Source organism: Bacillus sp. LUNF1, from assembly GCF_011008975.1.
GTDB lineage: Bacteria > Bacillota > Bacilli > Bacillales > Bacillaceae > Bacillus > Bacillus velezensis.
This window is the reverse complement of record NZ_CP048876.1, coordinates 577122-596200: the sequence shown is the minus strand read 5'-3', so window position 1 is coordinate 596200 and position 19079 is coordinate 577122. Positions and strand designations below refer to the sequence as shown.

General features: G+C 48.5%; 15 protein-coding genes, 4 tRNA genes and 3 rRNA genes. 6 read left to right on the top strand and 16 right to left on the bottom strand.

Going from position 1 to position 19079, the window contains the following annotated elements:
• Positions 1-113: 113 nt before the first annotated feature.
• From tsaD to G4O42_RS03080, 14 genes are all read right to left on the bottom strand, one after another.
• Positions 114-1154 carry a tRNA (adenosine(37)-N6)-threonylcarbamoyltransferase complex transferase subunit TsaD gene (gene tsaD, locus G4O42_RS03145; RefSeq protein ID WP_020955419.1) on the bottom strand — a complete coding sequence of 347 codons (1041 nt, stop codon included), beginning with the start codon at positions 1152-1154 and terminating at the stop codon, positions 114-116.
• Positions 1147-1602, bottom strand: coding sequence for a ribosomal protein S18-alanine N-acetyltransferase (gene rimI / locus G4O42_RS03140; RefSeq protein ID WP_003155993.1), 456 nt, complete (start codon positions 1600-1602; stop codon positions 1147-1149). The genes tsaD and rimI overlap by 8 nt, the downstream gene beginning before the upstream one ends.
• Positions 1603-1612: 10 nt before the next feature.
• The gene (gene tsaB / locus G4O42_RS03135; RefSeq protein WP_007408854.1) at positions 1613-2302 is read right to left on the bottom strand and encodes a tRNA (adenosine(37)-N6)-threonylcarbamoyltransferase complex dimerization subunit type 1 TsaB; all 690 of its coding nucleotides are present in this window, start codon (positions 2300-2302) and stop codon (positions 1613-1615) included.
• The gene (gene tsaE, locus G4O42_RS03130; RefSeq protein WP_007408853.1) at positions 2283-2759 is read right to left on the bottom strand and encodes a tRNA (adenosine(37)-N6)-threonylcarbamoyltransferase complex ATPase subunit type 1 TsaE; all 477 of its coding nucleotides are present in this window, start codon (positions 2757-2759) and stop codon (positions 2283-2285) included. Before tsaE ends, tsaB begins: the two co-directional genes overlap by 20 nt.
• Before the next feature lie 15 nt (positions 2760-2774).
• Positions 2775-3752, bottom strand: a complete 978-nt coding sequence (gene thiL / locus G4O42_RS03125) for a thiamine-phosphate kinase (protein WP_032872599.1) — start codon at positions 3750-3752, stop codon at positions 2775-2777.
• A gap of 182 nt (positions 3753-3934) precedes the next feature.
• Positions 3935-4011, bottom strand: a tRNA-Asp gene (locus G4O42_RS03120).
• A gap of 7 nt (positions 4012-4018) precedes the next feature.
• Positions 4019-4095, bottom strand: a tRNA-Met gene (locus G4O42_RS03115).
• 19 nt (positions 4096-4114) lie between these two features.
• Positions 4115-4230: ribosomal RNA gene (gene rrf, locus G4O42_RS03110) — 5S ribosomal RNA — on the bottom strand.
• Between the two features lie 50 nt (positions 4231-4280).
• Positions 4281-7210 (bottom strand): 23S ribosomal RNA (locus G4O42_RS03105).
• Positions 7211-7385: 175 nt separating this feature from the next.
• A 16S ribosomal RNA gene (locus G4O42_RS03100) occupies positions 7386-8935 on the bottom strand.
• Together the 16S, 23S and 5S rRNA genes with 4 tRNA genes alongside form the textbook arrangement of a ribosomal RNA operon.
• Before the next feature lie 98 nt (positions 8936-9033).
• Positions 9034-9107: transfer RNA gene (locus tag G4O42_RS03095), tRNA-Gly, on the bottom strand.
• A gap of 8 nt (positions 9108-9115) precedes the next feature.
• Positions 9116-9192, bottom strand: a tRNA-Arg gene (locus G4O42_RS03090).
• A 303-nt stretch (positions 9193-9495) separates the two neighbouring features.
• Entirely contained in the window at positions 9496-10914 is a 1419-nt protein-coding gene (locus tag G4O42_RS03085; RefSeq protein ID WP_032873152.1) for a sugar porter family MFS transporter, read from the bottom strand.
• A 429-nt stretch (positions 10915-11343) separates the two neighbouring features.
• Entirely contained in the window at positions 11344-12345 is a 1002-nt protein-coding gene (locus G4O42_RS03080; RefSeq protein WP_032873150.1) for an NADPH:quinone oxidoreductase family protein, read from the bottom strand.
• A 127-nt stretch (positions 12346-12472) separates the two neighbouring features.
• Between G4O42_RS03080 and G4O42_RS03075 the strand changes: the two genes are divergently transcribed.
• The 6 genes from G4O42_RS03075 (at position 12473) to G4O42_RS03050 (ending at position 17124) form a co-directional block, all read left to right on the top strand.
• Entirely contained in the window at positions 12473-12940 is a 468-nt protein-coding gene (locus G4O42_RS03075) for an SRPBCC family protein (RefSeq protein WP_032873147.1), read from the top strand.
• Between the two features lie 111 nt (positions 12941-13051).
• Positions 13052-13906, top strand: a complete 855-nt coding sequence (locus G4O42_RS03070; RefSeq protein ID WP_032873144.1) for a manganese catalase family protein — start codon at positions 13052-13054, stop codon at positions 13904-13906.
• Between the two features lie 237 nt (positions 13907-14143).
• Positions 14144-15706, top strand: coding sequence for an APC family permease (locus tag G4O42_RS03065; protein WP_007409293.1), 1563 nt, complete (start codon positions 14144-14146; stop codon positions 15704-15706).
• Between the two features lie 116 nt (positions 15707-15822).
• On the top strand, positions 15823-16404 hold the full coding sequence (locus tag G4O42_RS03060) for a TetR/AcrR family transcriptional regulator (RefSeq protein WP_007409294.1): 582 nt from the start codon (positions 15823-15825) through the stop codon (positions 16402-16404).
• Between the two features lie 76 nt (positions 16405-16480).
• Positions 16481-16810, top strand: coding sequence for a DMT family transporter (locus tag G4O42_RS03055; protein ID WP_003156023.1), 330 nt, complete (start codon positions 16481-16483; stop codon positions 16808-16810).
• Positions 16810-17124: a DMT family transporter gene (locus G4O42_RS03050; protein WP_032873141.1), complete on the top strand. Its 315-nt coding sequence runs from the start codon at positions 16810-16812 to the stop codon at positions 17122-17124. Before G4O42_RS03055 ends, G4O42_RS03050 begins: the two co-directional genes overlap by 1 nt.
• A gap of 59 nt (positions 17125-17183) precedes the next feature.
• Here the strand turns inward: G4O42_RS03050 and G4O42_RS03045 are convergent, their stop codons facing one another.
• Positions 17184-18398: a CynX/NimT family MFS transporter gene (locus tag G4O42_RS03045; protein ID WP_012116961.1), complete on the bottom strand. Its 1215-nt coding sequence runs from the start codon at positions 18396-18398 to the stop codon at positions 17184-17186.
• Positions 18388-19074, bottom strand: coding sequence for a FadR/GntR family transcriptional regulator (locus G4O42_RS03040; RefSeq protein ID WP_032873138.1), 687 nt, complete (start codon positions 19072-19074; stop codon positions 18388-18390). The genes G4O42_RS03045 and G4O42_RS03040 overlap by 11 nt, the downstream gene beginning before the upstream one ends.
• Positions 19075-19079: the final 5 nt, after the last annotated feature.

Here is a 19079-nt window from a genome sequence, read left to right as displayed (position 1 = left end):
ATCCACTTTACTAACAACTTATAGTCCCTTATCCAGCCTGGATTTCTGGATATATTCACAATCCTGTGGATATGTTAGAATTGTCTGTTAATAAGTAAAAAAAGCCTCACGTTTTACAACGTGAGACGATCAAAGGATGTTAATTCCAAACCGGGCTGTCCGTTCATATCATATGAGCCCCGAATCCCCTTTTCAAAAGCAACGGTTCCGGCAGCCGCAATCATCGCTGCATTGTCCGTGCATAAAGAAAGCGGCGGGATGACAAGCTCGGGATCTCCCGAATGGCTGAATTCCTGCTGCAGTGCGGCTCTCAGCCCTTTGTTAGCGGCTACGCCCCCTGCCAGCAGCACTTGTTTAACCCCGTATTCTTTCGCGGCCTTAGAGGTTTTTGCCGTCAGTACATCAATGACACTCTGCTGAAAGCTTGCGGCAAGATCCTCCGGAGGAATCACCTCATTTTTTTGCGAGGCGTTATGAAGTGTGTTAATCACAGCTGACTTTAGGCCGCTGAAACTGAAATTGTAAGACCCTTCTTCCAGCCACGCACGCGGAAGCGGAATGGAATCCGTTCCCACAGCAGCCAGCTTATCAATCTGCGGCCCTCCCGGATAAGGAAGCCCCATCGTTCTTGCCACTTTGTCGTAAGCTTCGCCTGCGGCATCATCCAGCGTTTCACCGATAACCTCGAATGAACCGTGCTCTTTCATATAAACCAATTCCGTATGTCCGCCTGACACAACCAAAGCAAGCGCCGGAAATTGAAGTTCTCCTATCAGCCTGTTTGCATAAATATGGCCCGCGATGTGATGGACGCCGACTAACGGTATTTGATGGGCAAAGCTTAACGCCTTTGCCGCATTGACTCCGATTAACAGGGCTCCGACAAGTCCGGGTCCTTCCGTTACGGCAATCGCATCAAGATCATCAAAGCCCATCTCCGCTTTTGAAAGAGCTTCTTCAATCACAAGGGTAATCTGCTCCACATGATGTCTGGACGCTATTTCAGGCACGACCCCGCCGAAACGTTTATGGCTTTCAATTTGAGAAGCGACAACGTTTGAAATAATTTCATTCCCGTTTTTTACGACTGAGGCCGCTGTTTCATCACAGCTTGTTTCGATTCCTAATACATAAATATCTTGTTTTTCACTCATGTAATGTCACCCACATTAATAACGCATCTTCCCCGTTATCTGTATAGTATTGTTTTCTGATTCCTCCGGCCTGAAGACCGAATTTTTTATATAAGGATTGGGCGGGATGATTTGAGACCCTGACTTCGAGAGAGAGCCTTCTTGCCTTTTTTTCTCTGCACAATTCTATCGCAGAGCGAAACAGCGCTTCTCCCAATGATTGGCCCCGATATTCCGGCTTAATGGCTATATTCGTAATCTGCGCGTCATCTATAATAATCCAGATTCCGCAATACCCCGCCAGACAGCCGTCCTTTTCAATGACAAGGTAGTGGGCATACGGATTTTCCAAAAGCTCATGATAAAATGAATCCTTCGTCCACGGAGAAGTAAAGGATGCTGTTTCAATTTCATAAATTTGATCAATATCTTCCGGACGCATGCTTCGAATCGCCGTTTTCGTTTTCATCCCTATCACCCTATTTTTGAGATTCCATCCATTTCGCTTCAGCCTCTGCCAGACGCAAATAATCCGGAACAAGGCTGTGGACATCCGCTTCTTCTTTTTCCAAGCCTAAAAACGCCAGCTCTGACGGCCGCGGATTATGCTGTGCAGCCGTTCCAATCACTGCTTGAGATGTCAGCTCATGCAAAATGGTTTCTTCATGAATGGCTGTATCGTGTCCTAAAAATAAAACCGGAGACGCTTTTTCTTTCAGCATGCCGAGCCAATCAGTCAAAAGGACATTCTGATCAGGAAGAACGGATTGTAATCGGCCATCCTGATATTCATAAAGTCCCGTATATACCTGTCCGCGCCGGGCATCAAATAACGGGCAGATCAGTCCTTGAAAGTGCCGTCCGTTAGCCGCCAGCACCTCCAGACTCGAGACAGCGGAAACCGGAAGCTTCAGCGACCATGCCAATGTTTTTGCCAGCGTCACACCGATTCTGACACCTGTGTACGATCCCGGTCCTTTCGCCACCGCTATTTTTGTAAGGTCCTGCGGTGTTAGGCCGCAATCCTTCAGCAATGAATTGACAGCAGGCATGGCCCGCACGGAATGATTCTTTTTTAAATATGTAATATACTCCGCCATCACCGTTTTGTCACGAACGAGCGCGGCACCCAGCGTGTAATTTGACGTATCAATTGCCAGTATTGTCATGTTTATTTATCTCCTCACAAAGCGTTTCATACCGTGTTCCGCAAGCCGTAAAGGTAATGTCCCTTGCCTCATCACCGGCTCTTGTGATGACGATCTGCAGCCGTTCAGCAGGCAGCTGATCCTGAATTAAATGAGCCCATTCAATTAAACAGACGCCTTGTCCCTCAAAATATTCTTCAAGCCCTAAGTCTTCGCTTTCATCCTCCATACGATACACATCCATATGATATAGAGGAAGCGAACCGTCATGGTATTCTTTTATAATTGTAAAAGTCGGGCTGTTTACCACTCTCGTGATTCCCAGTCCTTCGGCAAAACCCTTTGTAAAAGTCGTTTTTCCCGCGCCTAAGTCGCCTTCCAGTGTCAAAATGTCTCCCGGCTTTGCCAAAGAAGCGGCAAGCTTGGCTACGGCTTTCGTTTCTTCGGGGTTTTTCGTTCTCCATTGTAATGTCTTCAAAGTGAGTCACCCGTCTTATTTAAAATGATTGTATCCTTTTTTCTCAAGGACGATTTGTCTCTGATCATTGGCTGTCAAAAGAACACAGGCTTCCTTCCGTTCAGATACCGCTCCTATCTTCGCAATCGGAATGCCTGATTGAGTGCAGTAATCAAGCAAAGAAATCCACTCTTGCTGAGAAACCGTTCCAACCAATTCAAAATCTTCACCGCCGAATAACACCCATTTTTTCCACTCAGAATCTGCCTCAGGCAAATCCGGATGCACCGGCAGAAGTTGTTCTTCAATTTCTATCGTAACTGAACTTGCCGCAGCTATTTCATGCAGCTCACTGGCCAATCCGTCACTGATATCATTCAGCGCCGCACGCTGAAGCTGAGAGCAGAAGCGGCCGACCTGAACTCTCGGAACGGGCCGTTTATGTTTTCGGATAAAATAATCAGTCGCATGAAAAGCAGAAGGGAGTGTCTCTCCCAATAAAAGAGACAGTCCTGCTGCGGACGAGCCGATATCCCCCGTAACAAACACAACATCTCCGGGTCTTGCCGAGCTTCGCAGACAAGCGCGATCCTTCTCAACTTCTCCGATGACAGTAACGGTAATAACAGCTTGACCGGAAGCGGAGACGGTATCTCCCCCGATCAAATCCATTTGATATAGTTTCGCCAGTTCCGCCATTCCTTCATACATTGCCTGGACGTGAGCTTTCTGCCAGCAAGAAGGAACCGCTAGAGACACCAAATAAAACTTCGGAATGCCTCCCATCGCCGCCACGTCACTAATGTTAACAGCAAGCGCCTTATAACCGATATCATGAGGAGAGGAATACTCTAATTTAAAATGGACATTCTCCACCATTGTATCAAGGCAGACAATTTGCTGCATATGGGGTGACGCTGTATAAACCGCACCGTCATCACCGATCCCTACATCGACGGAAGGATGATAATGCGAATGCGGCGTAATACTGTGAATCAAATCAAACTCATCCATATATCTCCCGTCTCCCTTTCTGACGCTCTTGTGAAATACAGCTCTTTCTAGTGTATCGGATTATGTTTCAATATCCAAGACTTTAACGATATAAAGAAAGCTTGGTTAGATACCAAGCTGCCAGCATTTAAAAGAAAACACAAAAAAAAACGAAAACATGATCGTTTCGTTTACAATAAAAATGGCGGTCCGGACGGGACTCGAACCCGCGACCTCCTGCGTGACAGGCAGGCATTCTAACCAACTGAACTACCGGACCATTTTTTTGGTTGCGGGGGCAGGATTTGAACCTGCGACCTTCGGGTTATGAGCCCGACGAGCTACCGAACTGCTCCACCCCGCGATGATAAAATTTTAGAAAAGCTTGGCGGCGTCCTACTCTCACAGGGGGAAACCCCCGACTACCATCGGCGCTGAAGAGCTTAACTTCCGTGTTCGGCATGGGAACGGGTGTGACCTCTTCGCTATCGCCACCAAACCATTGAGAGTGTTCTCTCAAAACTAGATAACAGTAAGCATACATTCAAATTGGTTAAGTCCTCGATCGATTAGTATCTGTCAGCTCCATGTGTCGCCACACTTCCACCTCAGACCTATCAACCTGATCATCTTTCAGGGATCTTACTTCCTTGCGGAATGGGAAATCTCATCTTGAGGGGGGCTTCATGCTTAGATGCTTTCAGCACTTATCCCGTCCGCACATAGCTACCCAGCGATGCCCTTGGCAGAACAACTGGTACACCAGCGGTGCGTCCATCCCGGTCCTCTCGTACTAAGGACAGCTCCTCTCAAATTTCCTGCGCCCGCGACGGATAGGGACCGAACTGTCTCACGACGTTCTGAACCCAGCTCGCGTACCGCTTTAATGGGCGAACAGCCCAACCCTTGGGACCGACTACAGCCCCAGGATGCGATGAGCCGACATCGAGGTGCCAAACCTCCCCGTCGATGTGGACTCTTGGGGGAGATAAGCCTGTTATCCCCGGGGTAGCTTTTATCCGTTGAGCGATGGCCCTTCCATGCGGAACCACCGGATCACTAAGCCCGACTTTCGTCCCTGCTCGACTTGTAGGTCTCGCAGTCAAGCTCCCTTGTGCCTTTACACTCTGCGAATGATTTCCAACCATTCTGAGGGAACCTTTGGGCGCCTCCGTTACCTTTTAGGAGGCGACCGCCCCAGTCAAACTGCCCACCTGACACTGTCTCCCCGCCCGATAAGGGCGGCGGGTTAGAAGGTCAATACAGCCAGGGTAGTATCCCACCGATGCCTCCACCGAAGCTGGCGCTCCGGTTTCCAAGGCTCCTACCTATCCTGTACAAGCTGTACCAACATTCAATATCAGGCTGCAGTAAAGCTCCACGGGGTCTTTCCGTCCTGTCGCGGGTAACCTGCATCTTCACAGGTACTATAATTTCACCGAGTCTCTCGTTGAGACAGTGCCCAGATCGTTGCGCCTTTCGTGCGGGTCGGAACTTACCCGACAAGGAATTTCGCTACCTTAGGACCGTTATAGTTACGGCCGCCGTTTACTGGGGCTTCAATTCGCACCTTCGCTTACGCTAAGCGCTCCTCTTAACCTTCCAGCACCGGGCAGGCGTCAGCCCCTATACTTCGCCTTACGGCTTCGCAGAGACCTGTGTTTTTGCTAAACAGTCGCCTGGGCCTATTCACTGCGGCTCTCTCGGGCTTGCACCCTAACAGAGCACCCCTTCTCCCGAAGTTACGGGGTCATTTTGCCGAGTTCCTTAACGAGAGTTCTCTCGATCACCTTAGGATTCTCTCCTCGCCTACCTGTGTCGGTTTGCGGTACGGGCACCTCTCACCTCGCTAGAGGCTTTTCTTGGCAGTGTGGAATCAGGAACTTCGCTACTATAATTCGCTCGCCATCACAGCTCAGCCTTCACGGGAAACGGATTTGCCTATTTCCCAGCCTAACTGCTTGGACGCGGATATCCAATACCGCGCTTACCCTATCCTCCTGCGTCCCCCCATTGCTCAAATGGTGAGGAGGTGGTACAGGAATATCAACCTGTTATCCATCGCCTACGCCTTTCGGCCTCGGCTTAGGTCCCGACTAACCCTGAGCGGACGAGCCTTCCTCAGGAAACCTTAGGCATTCGGTGGAGGGGATTCTCACCCCTCTTTCGCTACTCATACCGGCATTCTCACTTCTAAGCGCTCCACAAGTCCTTCCGGTCTTGCTTCACAGCCCTTAGAACGCTCTCCTACCACTGTTCGAAGAACAGTCCGCAGCTTCGGTGATACGTTTAGCCCCGGTACATTTTCGGCGCAGAGTCACTCGACCAGTGAGCTATTACGCACTCTTTAAATGGTGGCTGCTTCTAAGCCAACATCCTGGTTGTCTAAGCAACTCCACATCCTTTTCCACTTAACGTATACTTTGGGACCTTAGCTGGCGGTCTGGGCTGTTTCCCTTTCGACTACGGATCTTATCACTCGCAGTCTGACTCCCAAGGATAAGTCATCGGCATTCGGAGTTTGACTGAATTCGGTAACCCGGTAGGGGCCCCTAGTCCAATCAGTGCTCTACCTCCGAGACTCTTACCTTGAGGCTAGCCCTAAAGCTATTTCGGAGAGAACCAGCTATCTCCAGGTTCGATTGGCATTTCACCCCTACCCACACCTCATCCCCGCACTTTTCAACGTGCGTGGGTTCGGGCCTCCATTCAGTGTTACCTGAACTTCACCCTGGACATGGGTAGATCACCTGGTTTCGGGTCTACGACCACGTACTCAATTCGCCCTATTCAGACTCGCTTTCGCTGCGGCTCCGCATCTTCTGCTTAACCTTGCACGGGATCGTAACTCGCCGGTTCATTCTACAAAAGGCACGCCATCACCCGTTAACGGGCTCTGACTACTTGTAGGCACACGGTTTCAGGATCTCTTTCACTCCCCTTCCGGGGTGCTTTTCACCTTTCCCTCACGGTACTGGTTCACTATCGGTCACTAGGGAGTATTTAGCCTTGGGAGATGGTCCTCCCGGATTCCGACGGAATTTCACGTGTTCCGCCGTACTCAGGATCCACTCAGGAGAGAACGAAGTTTTGACTACAGGGCTGTTACCTTCTATGGCGGGCCTTTCCAGACCTCTTCATCTACCTCGTTCCTTTGTAACTCCGTACAGAGTGTCCTACAACCCCAAGAGGCAAGCCTCTTGGTTTGGGCTGGTCCCGTTTCGCTCGCCGCTACTCAGGGAATCGCATTTGCTTTCTCTTCCTCCGGGTACTTAGATGTTTCAGTTCCCCGGGTCTGCCTTCTCATATCCTATGTATTCAGATATGGATACCACTCCATTACGAGTGGTGGGTTTCCCCATTCGGAAATCTCCGGATCAAAGCTTGCTTACAGCTCCCCGAAGCATATCGGTGTTCGTCCCGTCCTTCATCGGCTCCTAGTGCCAAGGCATCCACCGTGCGCCCTTTCTAACTTAACCGTTAAAAAGAATCACTACGTGATATCTTGCATTACTAATTGAATGTGAATTACTTCTGTTATCTAGTTTTCAAAGAACAACATCTCGAAGAATCGAATGATCCTTCAAAACTAAACAAGACAGGGAACGTTCTGTTTATAAGACCCAAGGTCTTATATTCCGTTAAAATCCTTAGAAAGGAGGTGATCCAGCCGCACCTTCCGATACGGCTACCTTGTTACGACTTCACCCCAATCATCTGTCCCACCTTCGGCGGCTGGCTCCATAAAGGTTACCTCACCGACTTCGGGTGTTACAAACTCTCGTGGTGTGACGGGCGGTGTGTACAAGGCCCGGGAACGTATTCACCGCGGCATGCTGATCCGCGATTACTAGCGATTCCAGCTTCACGCAGTCGAGTTGCAGACTGCGATCCGAACTGAGAACAGATTTGTGGGATTGGCTTAACCTCGCGGTTTCGCTGCCCTTTGTTCTGTCCATTGTAGCACGTGTGTAGCCCAGGTCATAAGGGGCATGATGATTTGACGTCATCCCCACCTTCCTCCGGTTTGTCACCGGCAGTCACCTTAGAGTGCCCAACTGAATGCTGGCAACTAAGATCAAGGGTTGCGCTCGTTGCGGGACTTAACCCAACATCTCACGACACGAGCTGACGACAACCATGCACCACCTGTCACTCTGCCCCCGAAGGGGACGTCCTATCTCTAGGATTGTCAGAGGATGTCAAGACCTGGTAAGGTTCTTCGCGTTGCTTCGAATTAAACCACATGCTCCACCGCTTGTGCGGGCCCCCGTCAATTCCTTTGAGTTTCAGTCTTGCGACCGTACTCCCCAGGCGGAGTGCTTAATGCGTTAGCTGCAGCACTAAGGGGCGGAAACCCCCTAACACTTAGCACTCATCGTTTACGGCGTGGACTACCAGGGTATCTAATCCTGTTCGCTCCCCACGCTTTCGCTCCTCAGCGTCAGTTACAGACCAGAGAGTCGCCTTCGCCACTGGTGTTCCTCCACATCTCTACGCATTTCACCGCTACACGTGGAATTCCACTCTCCTCTTCTGCACTCAAGTTCCCCAGTTTCCAATGACCCTCCCCGGTTGAGCCGGGGGCTTTCACATCAGACTTAAGAAACCGCCTGCGAGCCCTTTACGCCCAATAATTCCGGACAACGCTTGCCACCTACGTATTACCGCGGCTGCTGGCACGTAGTTAGCCGTGGCTTTCTGGTTAGGTACCGTCAAGGTGCCGCCCTATTTGAACGGCACTTGTTCTTCCCTAACAACAGAGCTTTACGATCCGAAAACCTTCATCACTCACGCGGCGTTGCTCCGTCAGACTTTCGTCCATTGCGGAAGATTCCCTACTGCTGCCTCCCGTAGGAGTCTGGGCCGTGTCTCAGTCCCAGTGTGGCCGATCACCCTCTCAGGTCGGCTACGCATCGTTGCCTTGGTGAGCCGTTACCTCACCAACTAGCTAATGCGCCGCGGGTCCATCTGTAAGTGGTAGCCGAAGCCACCTTTTATGTCTGAACCATGCGGTTCAGACAACCATCCGGTATTAGCCCCGGTTTCCCGGAGTTATCCCAGTCTTACAGGCAGGTTACCCACGTGTTACTCACCCGTCCGCCGCTAACATCAGGGAGCAAGCTCCCGTCTGTCCGCTCGACTTGCATGTATTAGGCACGCCGCCAGCGTTCGTCCTGAGCCAGGATCAAACTCTCCGATAAAGTAGTTTGACTGACTACGCACATCGCTGTGCGATTTATTTAAAACTTTGAATTAACAGGTACGTTTTGTCTTGTTTAGTTTTCAAAGATCATTATAATGGAGCGGGTGATGAGAATCGAACTCACGACATCAGCTTGGAAGGCTGAGGTTTTACCACTAAACTACACCCGCATTTGAATTGGCGCGCCCGAGAGGAGTCGAACCCCTAACCTTTTGATCCGTAGTCAAACGCTCTATCCAATTGAGCTACGGGCGCTTATCAGGCGACTTAACTATCATACTACCAATCAGTTATGATGTCAAGTGTTTTTTTTATTTCTTTTCGAAGTCTTTTTCTCGACCTTATTTATTATACACGCTTTTGAGAATTTGTAAAGTCTTTTTTTAAAAGATCATTTTCTCATTTGTCGTTATCGCTTTGTTCATCAGCGACGTTTAATAATATACCATGCACTTCAAATTAGGTCAACACTTTTACGAAACTTTTTTCTCACTTATTATTCCCTTCTATATAATAAATAAAAAAGCAGGATTCCTAGGAACCCCGCGTCTATTCAGATTACCCGCTCACCTCAGCTTCTGCGCTATTACGATCTGTTTTTTCATAAGCACGGAAGTTTTGTTCAAGCTGTTCGAGCGACAGACCTTTCGTTTCCGGAAGAAACCTTTTCACAAATATAACGGACGCTACCCCTAACAGGACAAAAATGAAGAAGGTTGCAGACAATCCGATGTTTGCGAGCAGGATCGGAAAAGTTAAACCCACAAGGAAGTTCACGATCCAGAGGCAGAAGACAGTGACCCCCATACCAAGTCCCCGCAATCGAAGCGGGAATATCTCCGACAGCATCAGCCAGGTCACCGGAGAGACAGCCCCCTGCTGAAACGCAAGGAAAGTGACTGTTAATGAAAGAACCACATAAGGAAGAGCAGGCGATCCTTTCAGCACGACAGACAGAACTCCGATCAAAAGCAGCACCGCAGTCGTTCCGATCAGCCCCGTCACCAGCATCGGACGGCGGCCGACTTTACCGAGAAGCCATATTCCCACAAAAGTCGCGAGCACCGAAATCACACCGTTAGCGATATTGCCGATTAATGCGGCTTTTGTCTCGAAACCGGCATCTTTTAAAATTTGAGTTCCATAATACATAATTGAATTCACGCCGGTGAGCTGCTGCACTACCGCAATTCCGATCCCGATAAACACAATGCGGCGCACCCACGGAACGGCAAGATCCTTAAAAGTCGCCTGCTCCATCTCAGCTTCCTTATGAAAGGCAGATTCAATCTCAGCGAGCTCAGACTTCGCTTTCTCTTCATTCCTTATTCGCCGGAGAACGTGCAGAGCATCTTCTTTTCTTCCTTTAGAAACCAACCAGCGCGGACTTTCAGGAACTTTCAGCATACCGAAAAACAAGAATAACGCCGGAAGGGCCGCGATAACGAGCATATAACGCCAAGCGTGAGAGGTATCACCAAGCACATTGCCGATGATAGCATTACACGTGAAGGCAAGCAGCTGGCCCGTTACAATCATCAATTCATTTTGGGTAACCATTCTCCCTCGGCTTTCCGCCGGCGACATTTCAGCCAAATATGCCGGAACGGTTACGGATGCTCCCCCGACGGCAAGCCCCAGCAGAAAACGGGAGATGATCATAACCGATACGTTAGGCGCCAGTGTACATCCAAGCGTTGCTGCAAAGAACAAAACGGCAAGGATAAGGATATTTTTACGTCTGCCGTTATAGTCCGACAATCTCCCTCCGAAAACCGCGCCGATCGCAGCCCCCAAGAGCAAGGAGCTCGCCACCATCCCTTCAGTCAAAGCGGTAAGATTAAGCTGGTCAGCTTCCGCCATAAACGGCAGCGCCCCATTAATTACACCGGTATCGTAGCCGAAAAGAAGTCCCCCGAATGTCGATACTAAAATGATGGTTCTCAAAAATGAATGCTGGCTGCTATTTTTATTCATCTTCAAATCCTCCTAGTTTTTACACAGAGATAATATCGGAATATTCAGTTATCAATGTTTACACCTATAACGTCTGCATACAATTTCTGACTGTCCAAAACAGTTATATAAGAAGAAAATACTCCGAAAGCGTTATCATTTATAGTGATTATTCGCTCTCCCCTCTCGCCAAATTGTTACTTTATAGTTACTTTTTAGTAAAGTTATAATGATATTATTGGCACTTATGTTATTATCATAATTTTAAAAGCGCTTTCAGTCAATAAATATTTCAGAAAATTTTATAACTTACCTATATTATACCCACACATAATCAATTTACGTTTTCCATTAATGCATTTTCGTAACACGCTCAACGAATTACCCCGATTGTAATCAATAATTGATTATATATTGAAAACCCCCAACTGCTGATTGGGGGTTTTTGATTTATTCTTCGTTTATTGTAACGATCGTTCTTCCTCTCGCTTCTCCTTTTAAAAGGGCAGGAAGCGTATTCGGCAGCTCTTCAAGTGTAATTTCCTTTTGAATAAAGGCCTCCAGATCTGCAGGCTTGAAGTCATCAGCTAAACGCTGCCATGTTTTCTTTCTTGTCTCCATCGGACAGAATACGGAATCGATTCCCAAGAGACTGACGCCGCGCAATATAAACGGAAAGACTGTAGCCGGGAGTTTCGTTCCCGCTGTCAGTCCGCTCACAGCAACTGATCCGCCGTACTGAATCTGGCTGAGAACTGAAGCAAGCGGCTCACCTCCGACCGGATCGACGGCCGCTGCCCATTTTTGCTTTTGCATTGGTTTTAACGTGCCGTTATACACTTCATCACGGTGAATGACCGTCTTTGCTCCGAGGCTCTTCAAATAGCCGCTTTCGTCTTCTTTTCCCGTACTGGCCTCAACCTCGTAACCTAAGGTTGAAAGAATGGAGACGGCAAAGCTTCCGACGCCGCCTGTCGCTCCCGTGACCAGCACCTTCCCTTTTTCAGGAGCGGCATGGTTTTCTTCAAGACGCTGAACGGACAATGCGGCAGTGAAGCCGGCGGTTCCGATCGTCATGGCTTCTTTAAGTGTCAGACCTTCAGGCAGCGGCACAATCCAATCTGCCGGAATGCGGGCCATCCCGCTATAACCGCCAAAGCGGGAAACACCTATGCCGTAGCTTGTCGCAATGACTTTGTCCCCCTCTTTGAAACGGGCGTCATCTGAGGAAACGACGATTCCCGCTAAATCAATTCCCGGCACGAAAGGATACGACGTTACAATCTTGCCGTCAGGAATGGCAGCCAAGCTGTCTTTATAATTCACCCCTGAATAGCAAACCTTAATCAGCACTTCACCCTCGGGAAGGTCCTGAACCGCCAGCTCCCGTACGCTGACTGAAAACCGGTCTTCACGTTGATCGACTACTAACGCTTTAAATTGATCTGTCATCACTACGTCTCCTTAAAATGAATTGAATGGCTTTGGAAAAGCATAGAATAAGTTTGATTTGATTTCAAATGTCCTGCCCCGTGTAGTATGATCAAAAGTAAAAACAGCGAAAGAGTGGTTACGCAGCATGTCTGATAAACAAAACAAAGATAACAAAAACAACAACAGCAGCAATCAGCCATTACCGGACATTATTCATACCGCCGTTTTCAAGGCGCCGATACAAGTTGTCTGGGATACGGTCTCCACTGCGGACGGCCTGTCTCTCTGGTTTATGCCGAATGATTTCACACCTCAAGAAGACAGTGAGTTTCAGCTGGAATCTCCGTTCGGTCCGTCTCCTTGCAAGCTGCTGGATATTGAAGCGCCGTACCGCCTTTCTTTTTCGTGGGATACGGAAGGCTGGATCGTTTCTTTTGTCTTAAAGGAAACGGAAAGCGGAGATACGGAATTCACTCTCATTCACGGCGGATGGAAAGAGCCGGAAGCCGTTATCAATAAAGTCAATCGGAAAAGCTCCGAGATTCACAGTACGATGGATCAAGGATGGAACGGGCTTGTCAACACGAAACTTCGCGGGACGGTTGAGGCTTAACACAAAAGGACGGACACGGTTTCCGTCCTTTTTTTGATGCCGATACATAAAAACTGACTTTGCAAAGACACTAACAGAAGAACCGAAAACTTCTTTCAGGGGGCGCTGTTTATGTATTATTACAAAGAAGAGCTGATCAATATCATTAAACCGGACAAGCCGGACCCGGCCGCAGCCAAGGTGCTTCAGGAAATTTTAGGCGGGCACTACGGAGAAATGCGGACGATGATGCAATACTTTTTCCAAAGCTCTAATTTCAGAGGAAAAGAAAAACAGTTCCGTGACCTGCTTCGCGGTGTATTTTTAGAAGAGATCGCACACGTTGAACTCGTCCAAAGTACGATCAATGCGCTGCTAGATGAAAGCGGCGCTGAGGGCCCTGGAAATCAGGCAGCAGATCAGGCGCCGCTTGACGAAGCAGTGAAACACGCCAATCCGCACCATTTTATCATCGGGGCGCAAAGTTCTCTTCCTGTAGACGCCGGCGGCAATCCATGGAACGGGTCTTGGGTATACAACCACGGGAACCTGATTTCCGATTTATTGGACAATGTCGTGCTGGAATCAACCGGCGTGCTGCAAAAGACGCGCATTTATGAAATGAGTTCAAATCAGACGTTCAGAGAAACACTCGGTTTTCTGATCGTCCGTGACAACGCCCATCAAAATGCATTTACAAAAGCGTTGGAAACACTGGGTGTCGAATGGGGCAAATTATTTCCCGTGCCGAATTATGATATTGAAAAATACCCGGAATGCCGGAAATTCGTTGAGATGGGTTATCATAATACCCAATTTAATTTCAGACTGGATCCGACACGGATCGGAGAAATTCTGCAGGGAACGACGCCGAGCCGAAACGGCGGCGAATTAAGTGTCTCCGAGCCTCCTAAAGGTTTCCCCGTGCCGGAACTTCCTGAACTTCCGAATGAGCACAGCCCCGGACTGAAAGATATGAACTTGTAACAAAAAACGCCTGTTTCGGGCGTTTTTTGTTTTTCTGAATATGAGGTTTGAATGTGTTTAAAACGGGGAATATAAGCCGGGAGATCTTGCCATACGGCCGTTATTATAATGTGAGCACATTGCTGTACATACTTCGTTTCGAAAGTTGTCCTAATTTTCCAGCCGGCCGGCTGGGTATGTTTGAATGATAATGGGAATTATGTAAAGAGAACAATGTCTTTTCTAAGGAGGCAGCGAATGTCTAAGCAAGGAAACTTCCAGAAAACTATGTCACTTTTTGATCTTATTTTAATCGGCATGGGAGCCATATTCGGTTCGGCATGGCTGTTTGCCGTCAGTAACGTCGCCTCTAAAGCGGGCCCATCAGGCGTTTTTTCCTGGCTGATCGGCGGGGGAATCATCTTATTGATCGGCTTGGTTTATGCGGAACTGGGCGCCGCGCTGCCGCGGACCGGGGGAATTATCCGGTATCCCGTATATTCACACGGACACCTCGTCGGATATTTAATTTCCTTTGTCACCATTGTGGCATACACGAGTCTTATTTCTATAGAAGTCACGGCCGTCCGCCAATACGTGGCGTATTGGTTTCCCGGTTTGACCGTAAAAGGCTCCGATTCTCCGACAATTGCCGGGTGGATATTGCAATTTGCGCTGCTCTGCCTGTTCTTCCTCCTCAATTACTGGAGTGTCAAAACCTTTGCGAAAGCAAACTTCATTATTTCGATTTTTAAATATGTCGTACCGATTACGGTAATTGTGGTACTGATTTTTCATTTTCACCCGGGCAATATGACCGTTCACGGATTCGCGCCTTTTGGTTTCACTGGAATTCAGGCCGCGATTTCCACAGGCGGCGTCATGTTTGCATACCTTGGGCTGCATCCGATTGTGGCTGTCGCGAGTGAAGTTCAGAATCCGAAGCGAAACATTCCGATCGCATTGATTGTCTGTATTATCGTTTCTACTATTATTTACACCGTGCTGCAGCTCACTTTTATCGGGGCGATCCCGGCGGATACCCTGAAGCACGGATGGCCGGCTATCGGGACTGAATTCTCCCTTCCGTTCAAAGATATCGCCGTTTTGCTCGGTTTGGGGTGGCTGGCGACATTGGTCATTTTAGATGCGATTTTATCACCGGGCGGTAACGGAAATATCTTTATGAATACGACTTCACGTCTCGTCTATGCCTGGGCCAGAAACGGAACATTATTCAGCATTTTTTCTAAAGTCAATAAAGAAACCGGGACACCGCGTGCCTCCCTTTGGCTTTCGTTCGGTCTGGCTGTTTTTTGGACGCTTCCGTTCCCTTCTTGGAACGCTCTTGTCAACGTATGCTCCGTCGCATTGATTCTGTCTTATGCGATTGCGCCGATTTCTTCTGCGGCGCTGAGAGTCAACGCGAAGAATATTAACAGACCGTTTTATTTAAAAGGGATGAGCATCATCGGACCGCTGTCGTTTATTTTTACCTCTTATATTGTATATTGGTCCGGATGGCGCACCGTATCCTGGCTTCTCGGTTCTCAAATTGTCATGTTTCTGATCTATCTTTGTTTCAGTAAATATGCTCCCAAAGATGATGTCAGCATACGCCAGCAGCTGAAATCAGCATGGTGGATTGTCGGCTTTTATGTCATGATGCTGATTTTCTCCTATCTCGGCTCGTTCGGCCACGGATTGGGCATTATCAGCAATCCGCTTGACCTGATTCTGATCGCCATCGGTTCGCTCGGTATTTATTACTGGGCAAAATATACGGGACTGCCGAAGGCTATGATCGACAGTGATAAATGACGAATGCCGGAAAGAAGTATGGTCTTCTTTCCGGTATTTTTATTTTAAGGGATGACAAAAAAGCGAATGTGCGATAAAATGAATGACAGTCATTCATAAAAGGAGGAACCCCTCTATTGGCAAAACAAAGCTCGGGAAAATACGAAAAGATCCTGCAAGCCGCGATTGAAGTCATTTCTGAAAAAGGATTAGACAAAGCATCCATTTCAGAAATCGTCAAAAAAGCCGGAACGGCCCAAGGGACGTTTTACTTATATTTTTCTTCTAAAAACGCACTGATATCCGCGATTGCAGAAAACCTGCTCGACACTACGCTGGACAGGATAAAAGGGAAAACGGACGGTTCTGAAGATTTTTGGACGTTGCTGGACATTTTGGTAGATGAGACATTTCACATCACCCGGCTTCATAAAGATATTATCGTTCTCTGTTATTCCGGTCTTGCCATCGATCATTCGATGGAGAAATGGGAAGCCATTTATCAGCCTTATTATTCCTGGCTGGAAGGCGTGATCAATACGGCCATTGAACAGGGTGAGGTCCACAGCGGCATTCATGTCAGATGGACGGCCAGAACGATTATCAACGTTGTCGAGAACGCGGCTGAACGGTTTTATATCGGCTGTGAACAGGATGTCGATCTTGAAGTATATAAAAAAGAAATATTCAGCTTTCTCAAAAGAAGCTTGCAGAAATGATTGGCGGAGACCGATCATTTTTGACCGCTGCAAAAATGACTGACATTCATTCATAACTAACTGAGGTGACTGTATCATGTATTGGCTGCTTGTATTGATAGCCGGACTGTTAGAAGTAGTTTGGGCGTCCGCCCTGAAGCATGCGGATTCGCTTTTTGATTGGATTGGTATTTTCCTTCTGATTGCCGTCAGCTTTCTGATGCTGATCCGCTCTTATAAAAAAATTCCGATGGCTGCCGCATATACCGTTTTTGTCGGAATAGGCACCGTCGGCACATATGTAACGGGCGTCATTTTAGGCGAATCGTTTTCAATCGGGCAAATATTCTTTTTGGCTTTGCTGTTGTCCGGCATTTTAGGAATGAAGGTATTTACGAAAGAAACTGAAACAAGGGGTGAACATTAATGGCATGGCTGCTGTTATTTATTGCCGGAGCGGAGGAAGTTGTAGCGGCCGTTGCCATGAAACATATTGACGGTTTTAAAAAAAAGTGGCCGCTGATTGTCATGGTAACAGGCTTTATGCTTTCATTCTTTTGCCTTTCCGGAGCGATGCAGGTTCTTCCCACAGGTGTCGCGTATGCGGCTTGGACCGGCATGGGAAGCATCGGCGTTTCGGCCGTGAGCATACTTTGGTTTAAAGAAAAATTCAATCTGTCACAATTGGTGTCTCTGGGGCTTATCCTCATCGGTGTCATCGGCTTAAAACTGACAGCGTGACGGCCTGAGACAGCTTTTCAAATAAAAAACAAAGGACCCTAAGCGGGCCCTTTGTTTTTTTATGCTGTTTTGATCTGTTCCGCTTTTCCCGCTCCGACTCCGAAAATGAAGATCAGAACGGAGACTGCGATCAGCATGAATAACGGAACCGTCCAGCCGTGCGTGATGTCATGCAGCAAACCGAATACGAGCGGCCCGAACGCGGCAAGCAGGTATCCGAATGACTGGGCCATGCCGGAAAGCGCCGCGGCTTCATGAACATGCCGGGTCCGCAGACTGAAGAACATCATCGCCAAGCTGAATGCACATCCTCCCGCAATTCCGATCAAAATGACCCATAGCGGAGTGAGAGCCGGGCTTCCGAAAAGAACGCCGGCAATGCCGATAAGGAAAAATAAAGCCGTCAGTCCGGCGAGTGCGCGCTGATTTTTCATTTTAGCGGCAGCGATCGGCACGATAAAAGTAATCGGCAGGACTGAGAATTGCATTAATGAAAGCATCCATCCCGCCTTACTTGAGCTGAGTCCATTCTGCTGAAGAATTTCCGGCAGCCAAGCGATGACGGTGTAAAAAATAAGGGATTGCAGCCCCATGAACATCGTCACCTTCCAAGCAAGCGGAGACCGCAGCAGACTGCTTTTCTTCTCTCCGTTTGTCCCAGTCGTGCGGACGGGCAGTTCGCGTCCTCGCATTTGCGGAATCCACATGACAAACGCAATGAAAGAAAGGATAGCCCAGCAGCCGAGCGCGCCTTTCCAGCCTAACCCCGCTGAAGAGGCGATCGGCACGCTGATGCCGGATGCAATCGCGCCGCACAGATTCATAGAAACCGAGTAGACGCCGGTCATGATGCCTAAATTTCCGGGAAACTTATGTTTAATGAGACTCGGCAGCAGGACGTTGCATACGGCGATCGACAATCCCAACAGGATCGTTCCGAAAAAGAGAGTGCCGATTCCGGCGATGGAGCGCAGCAGAGTTCCGGCTGTCAGGACAATTAATGATGACAGTAAGACAATCTCGGTCCCGAAGCGCCGGGACAATAAAGGAACAAACGGCGACAGACATGCAAAGGCCAAAAGCGGCACTGTCGTAATGGTGCCGGCAGCCGCATTGGTCATGCCAAGGCTGTCCCGAATTGAGGAAACGAGCGGTCCGACCGATGTCAGAGGCGCTCTGAGGTTGGCCCCTATCAATATGACTCCGATGACCAGCAATATCAGTTTTTTACGCTGACTTGCTTGCAGAATTTGATGTTCGTCTTTAATTTTCATGTTCATCCTCCATGTGTATTGTATCTTTAAATACTCTGATGTATTGGTTGACGGCCTCCATGGCCTGATCCGGTTTCTGTCCGATAATCGCGGCGGCAAGCTGGGTGTGGATCCGGATAGCAGGGGTGATTTCCAACAGGTTATGGACTGACGCACAAAGCGCCTCCGTCATATGCTCGTAAAGATCAGAAAGCATGTTGTTATGGGCCGCCTGTACAATGGTTTTGTGCAGCTTAATGTCGGCTTCGGCATACCGTTTTCGATCTTCATTTTGCAAGGCCGCTTCACATTCATCCAAGCATGCCTTCAGTGCTTTCAGGTCTTCGTCATTACGCCTTTCCGCCGCCAATCGTGCAGCTTCTCTTTCGAGTGCGTATCTGACTTCTAATGTTTCAAGCAAATTTGATTTTTTAATATGGCGGTAAAATGCCGCGCCGAGAACACTGGATGAGCTGACATACGTACCGCTCCCCTGCCTTGTCTGAAGCAGGCCGGCATGTACGAGCGCCCGAATAGCCTCACGCAATGTGTTTCGGCTCACATCAAATTGCTTCATTAAATCCAGCTCAGGGGGAATGCGCGTCCCGACCGGCCATTTATCCGATTGAATTAACGATTCAATTTGCGTCACCACTTGTTCTACGAGCGACAGTCTGCTTGTTTTGGATATCTCCATCAAAA

Bases quoted from the DNA above. Each gene is read 5' to 3' on its own strand.
- tsaD (WP_020955419.1), bottom strand. From the start codon at position 1,154: ATGAGTGAAAAACAAGATATTTATGTATTAGGAATCGAAACAAGCTGT.
- rimI (WP_003155993.1), bottom strand. From the start codon at position 1,602: ATGAAAACGAAAACGGCGATTCGAAGCATGCGTCCGGAAGATATTGAT.
- tsaB (WP_007408854.1), bottom strand. From the start codon at position 2,302: ATGACAATACTGGCAATTGATACGTCAAATTACACGCTGGGTGCCGCG.
- thiL (WP_032872599.1), bottom strand. From the start codon at position 3,752: ATGGATGAGTTTGATTTGATTCACAGTATTACGCCGCATTCGCATTAT.
- G4O42_RS03085 (WP_032873152.1), bottom strand. From the start codon at position 10,914: ATGAATAAAAATAGCAGCCAGCATTCATTTTTGAGAACCATCATTTTA.
- G4O42_RS03080 (WP_032873150.1), bottom strand. From the start codon at position 12,345: ATGACAGATCAATTTAAAGCGTTAGTAGTCGATCAACGTGAAGACCGG.
- G4O42_RS03075 (WP_032873147.1), top strand. From the start codon at position 12,473: ATGTCTGATAAACAAAACAAAGATAACAAAAACAACAACAGCAGCAAT.
- G4O42_RS03070 (WP_032873144.1), top strand. From the start codon at position 13,052: ATGTATTATTACAAAGAAGAGCTGATCAATATCATTAAACCGGACAAG.
- G4O42_RS03065 (WP_007409293.1), top strand. From the start codon at position 14,144: ATGTCTAAGCAAGGAAACTTCCAGAAAACTATGTCACTTTTTGATCTT.
- G4O42_RS03055 (WP_003156023.1), top strand. From the start codon at position 16,481: ATGTATTGGCTGCTTGTATTGATAGCCGGACTGTTAGAAGTAGTTTGG.
- G4O42_RS03050 (WP_032873141.1), top strand. From the start codon at position 16,810: ATGGCATGGCTGCTGTTATTTATTGCCGGAGCGGAGGAAGTTGTAGCG.
- G4O42_RS03045 (WP_012116961.1), bottom strand. From the start codon at position 18,398: ATGAAAATTAAAGACGAACATCAAATTCTGCAAGCAAGTCAGCGTAAA.
- G4O42_RS03040 (WP_032873138.1), bottom strand. From the start codon at position 19,074: ATGGAGATATCCAAAACAAGCAGACTGTCGCTCGTAGAACAAGTGGTG.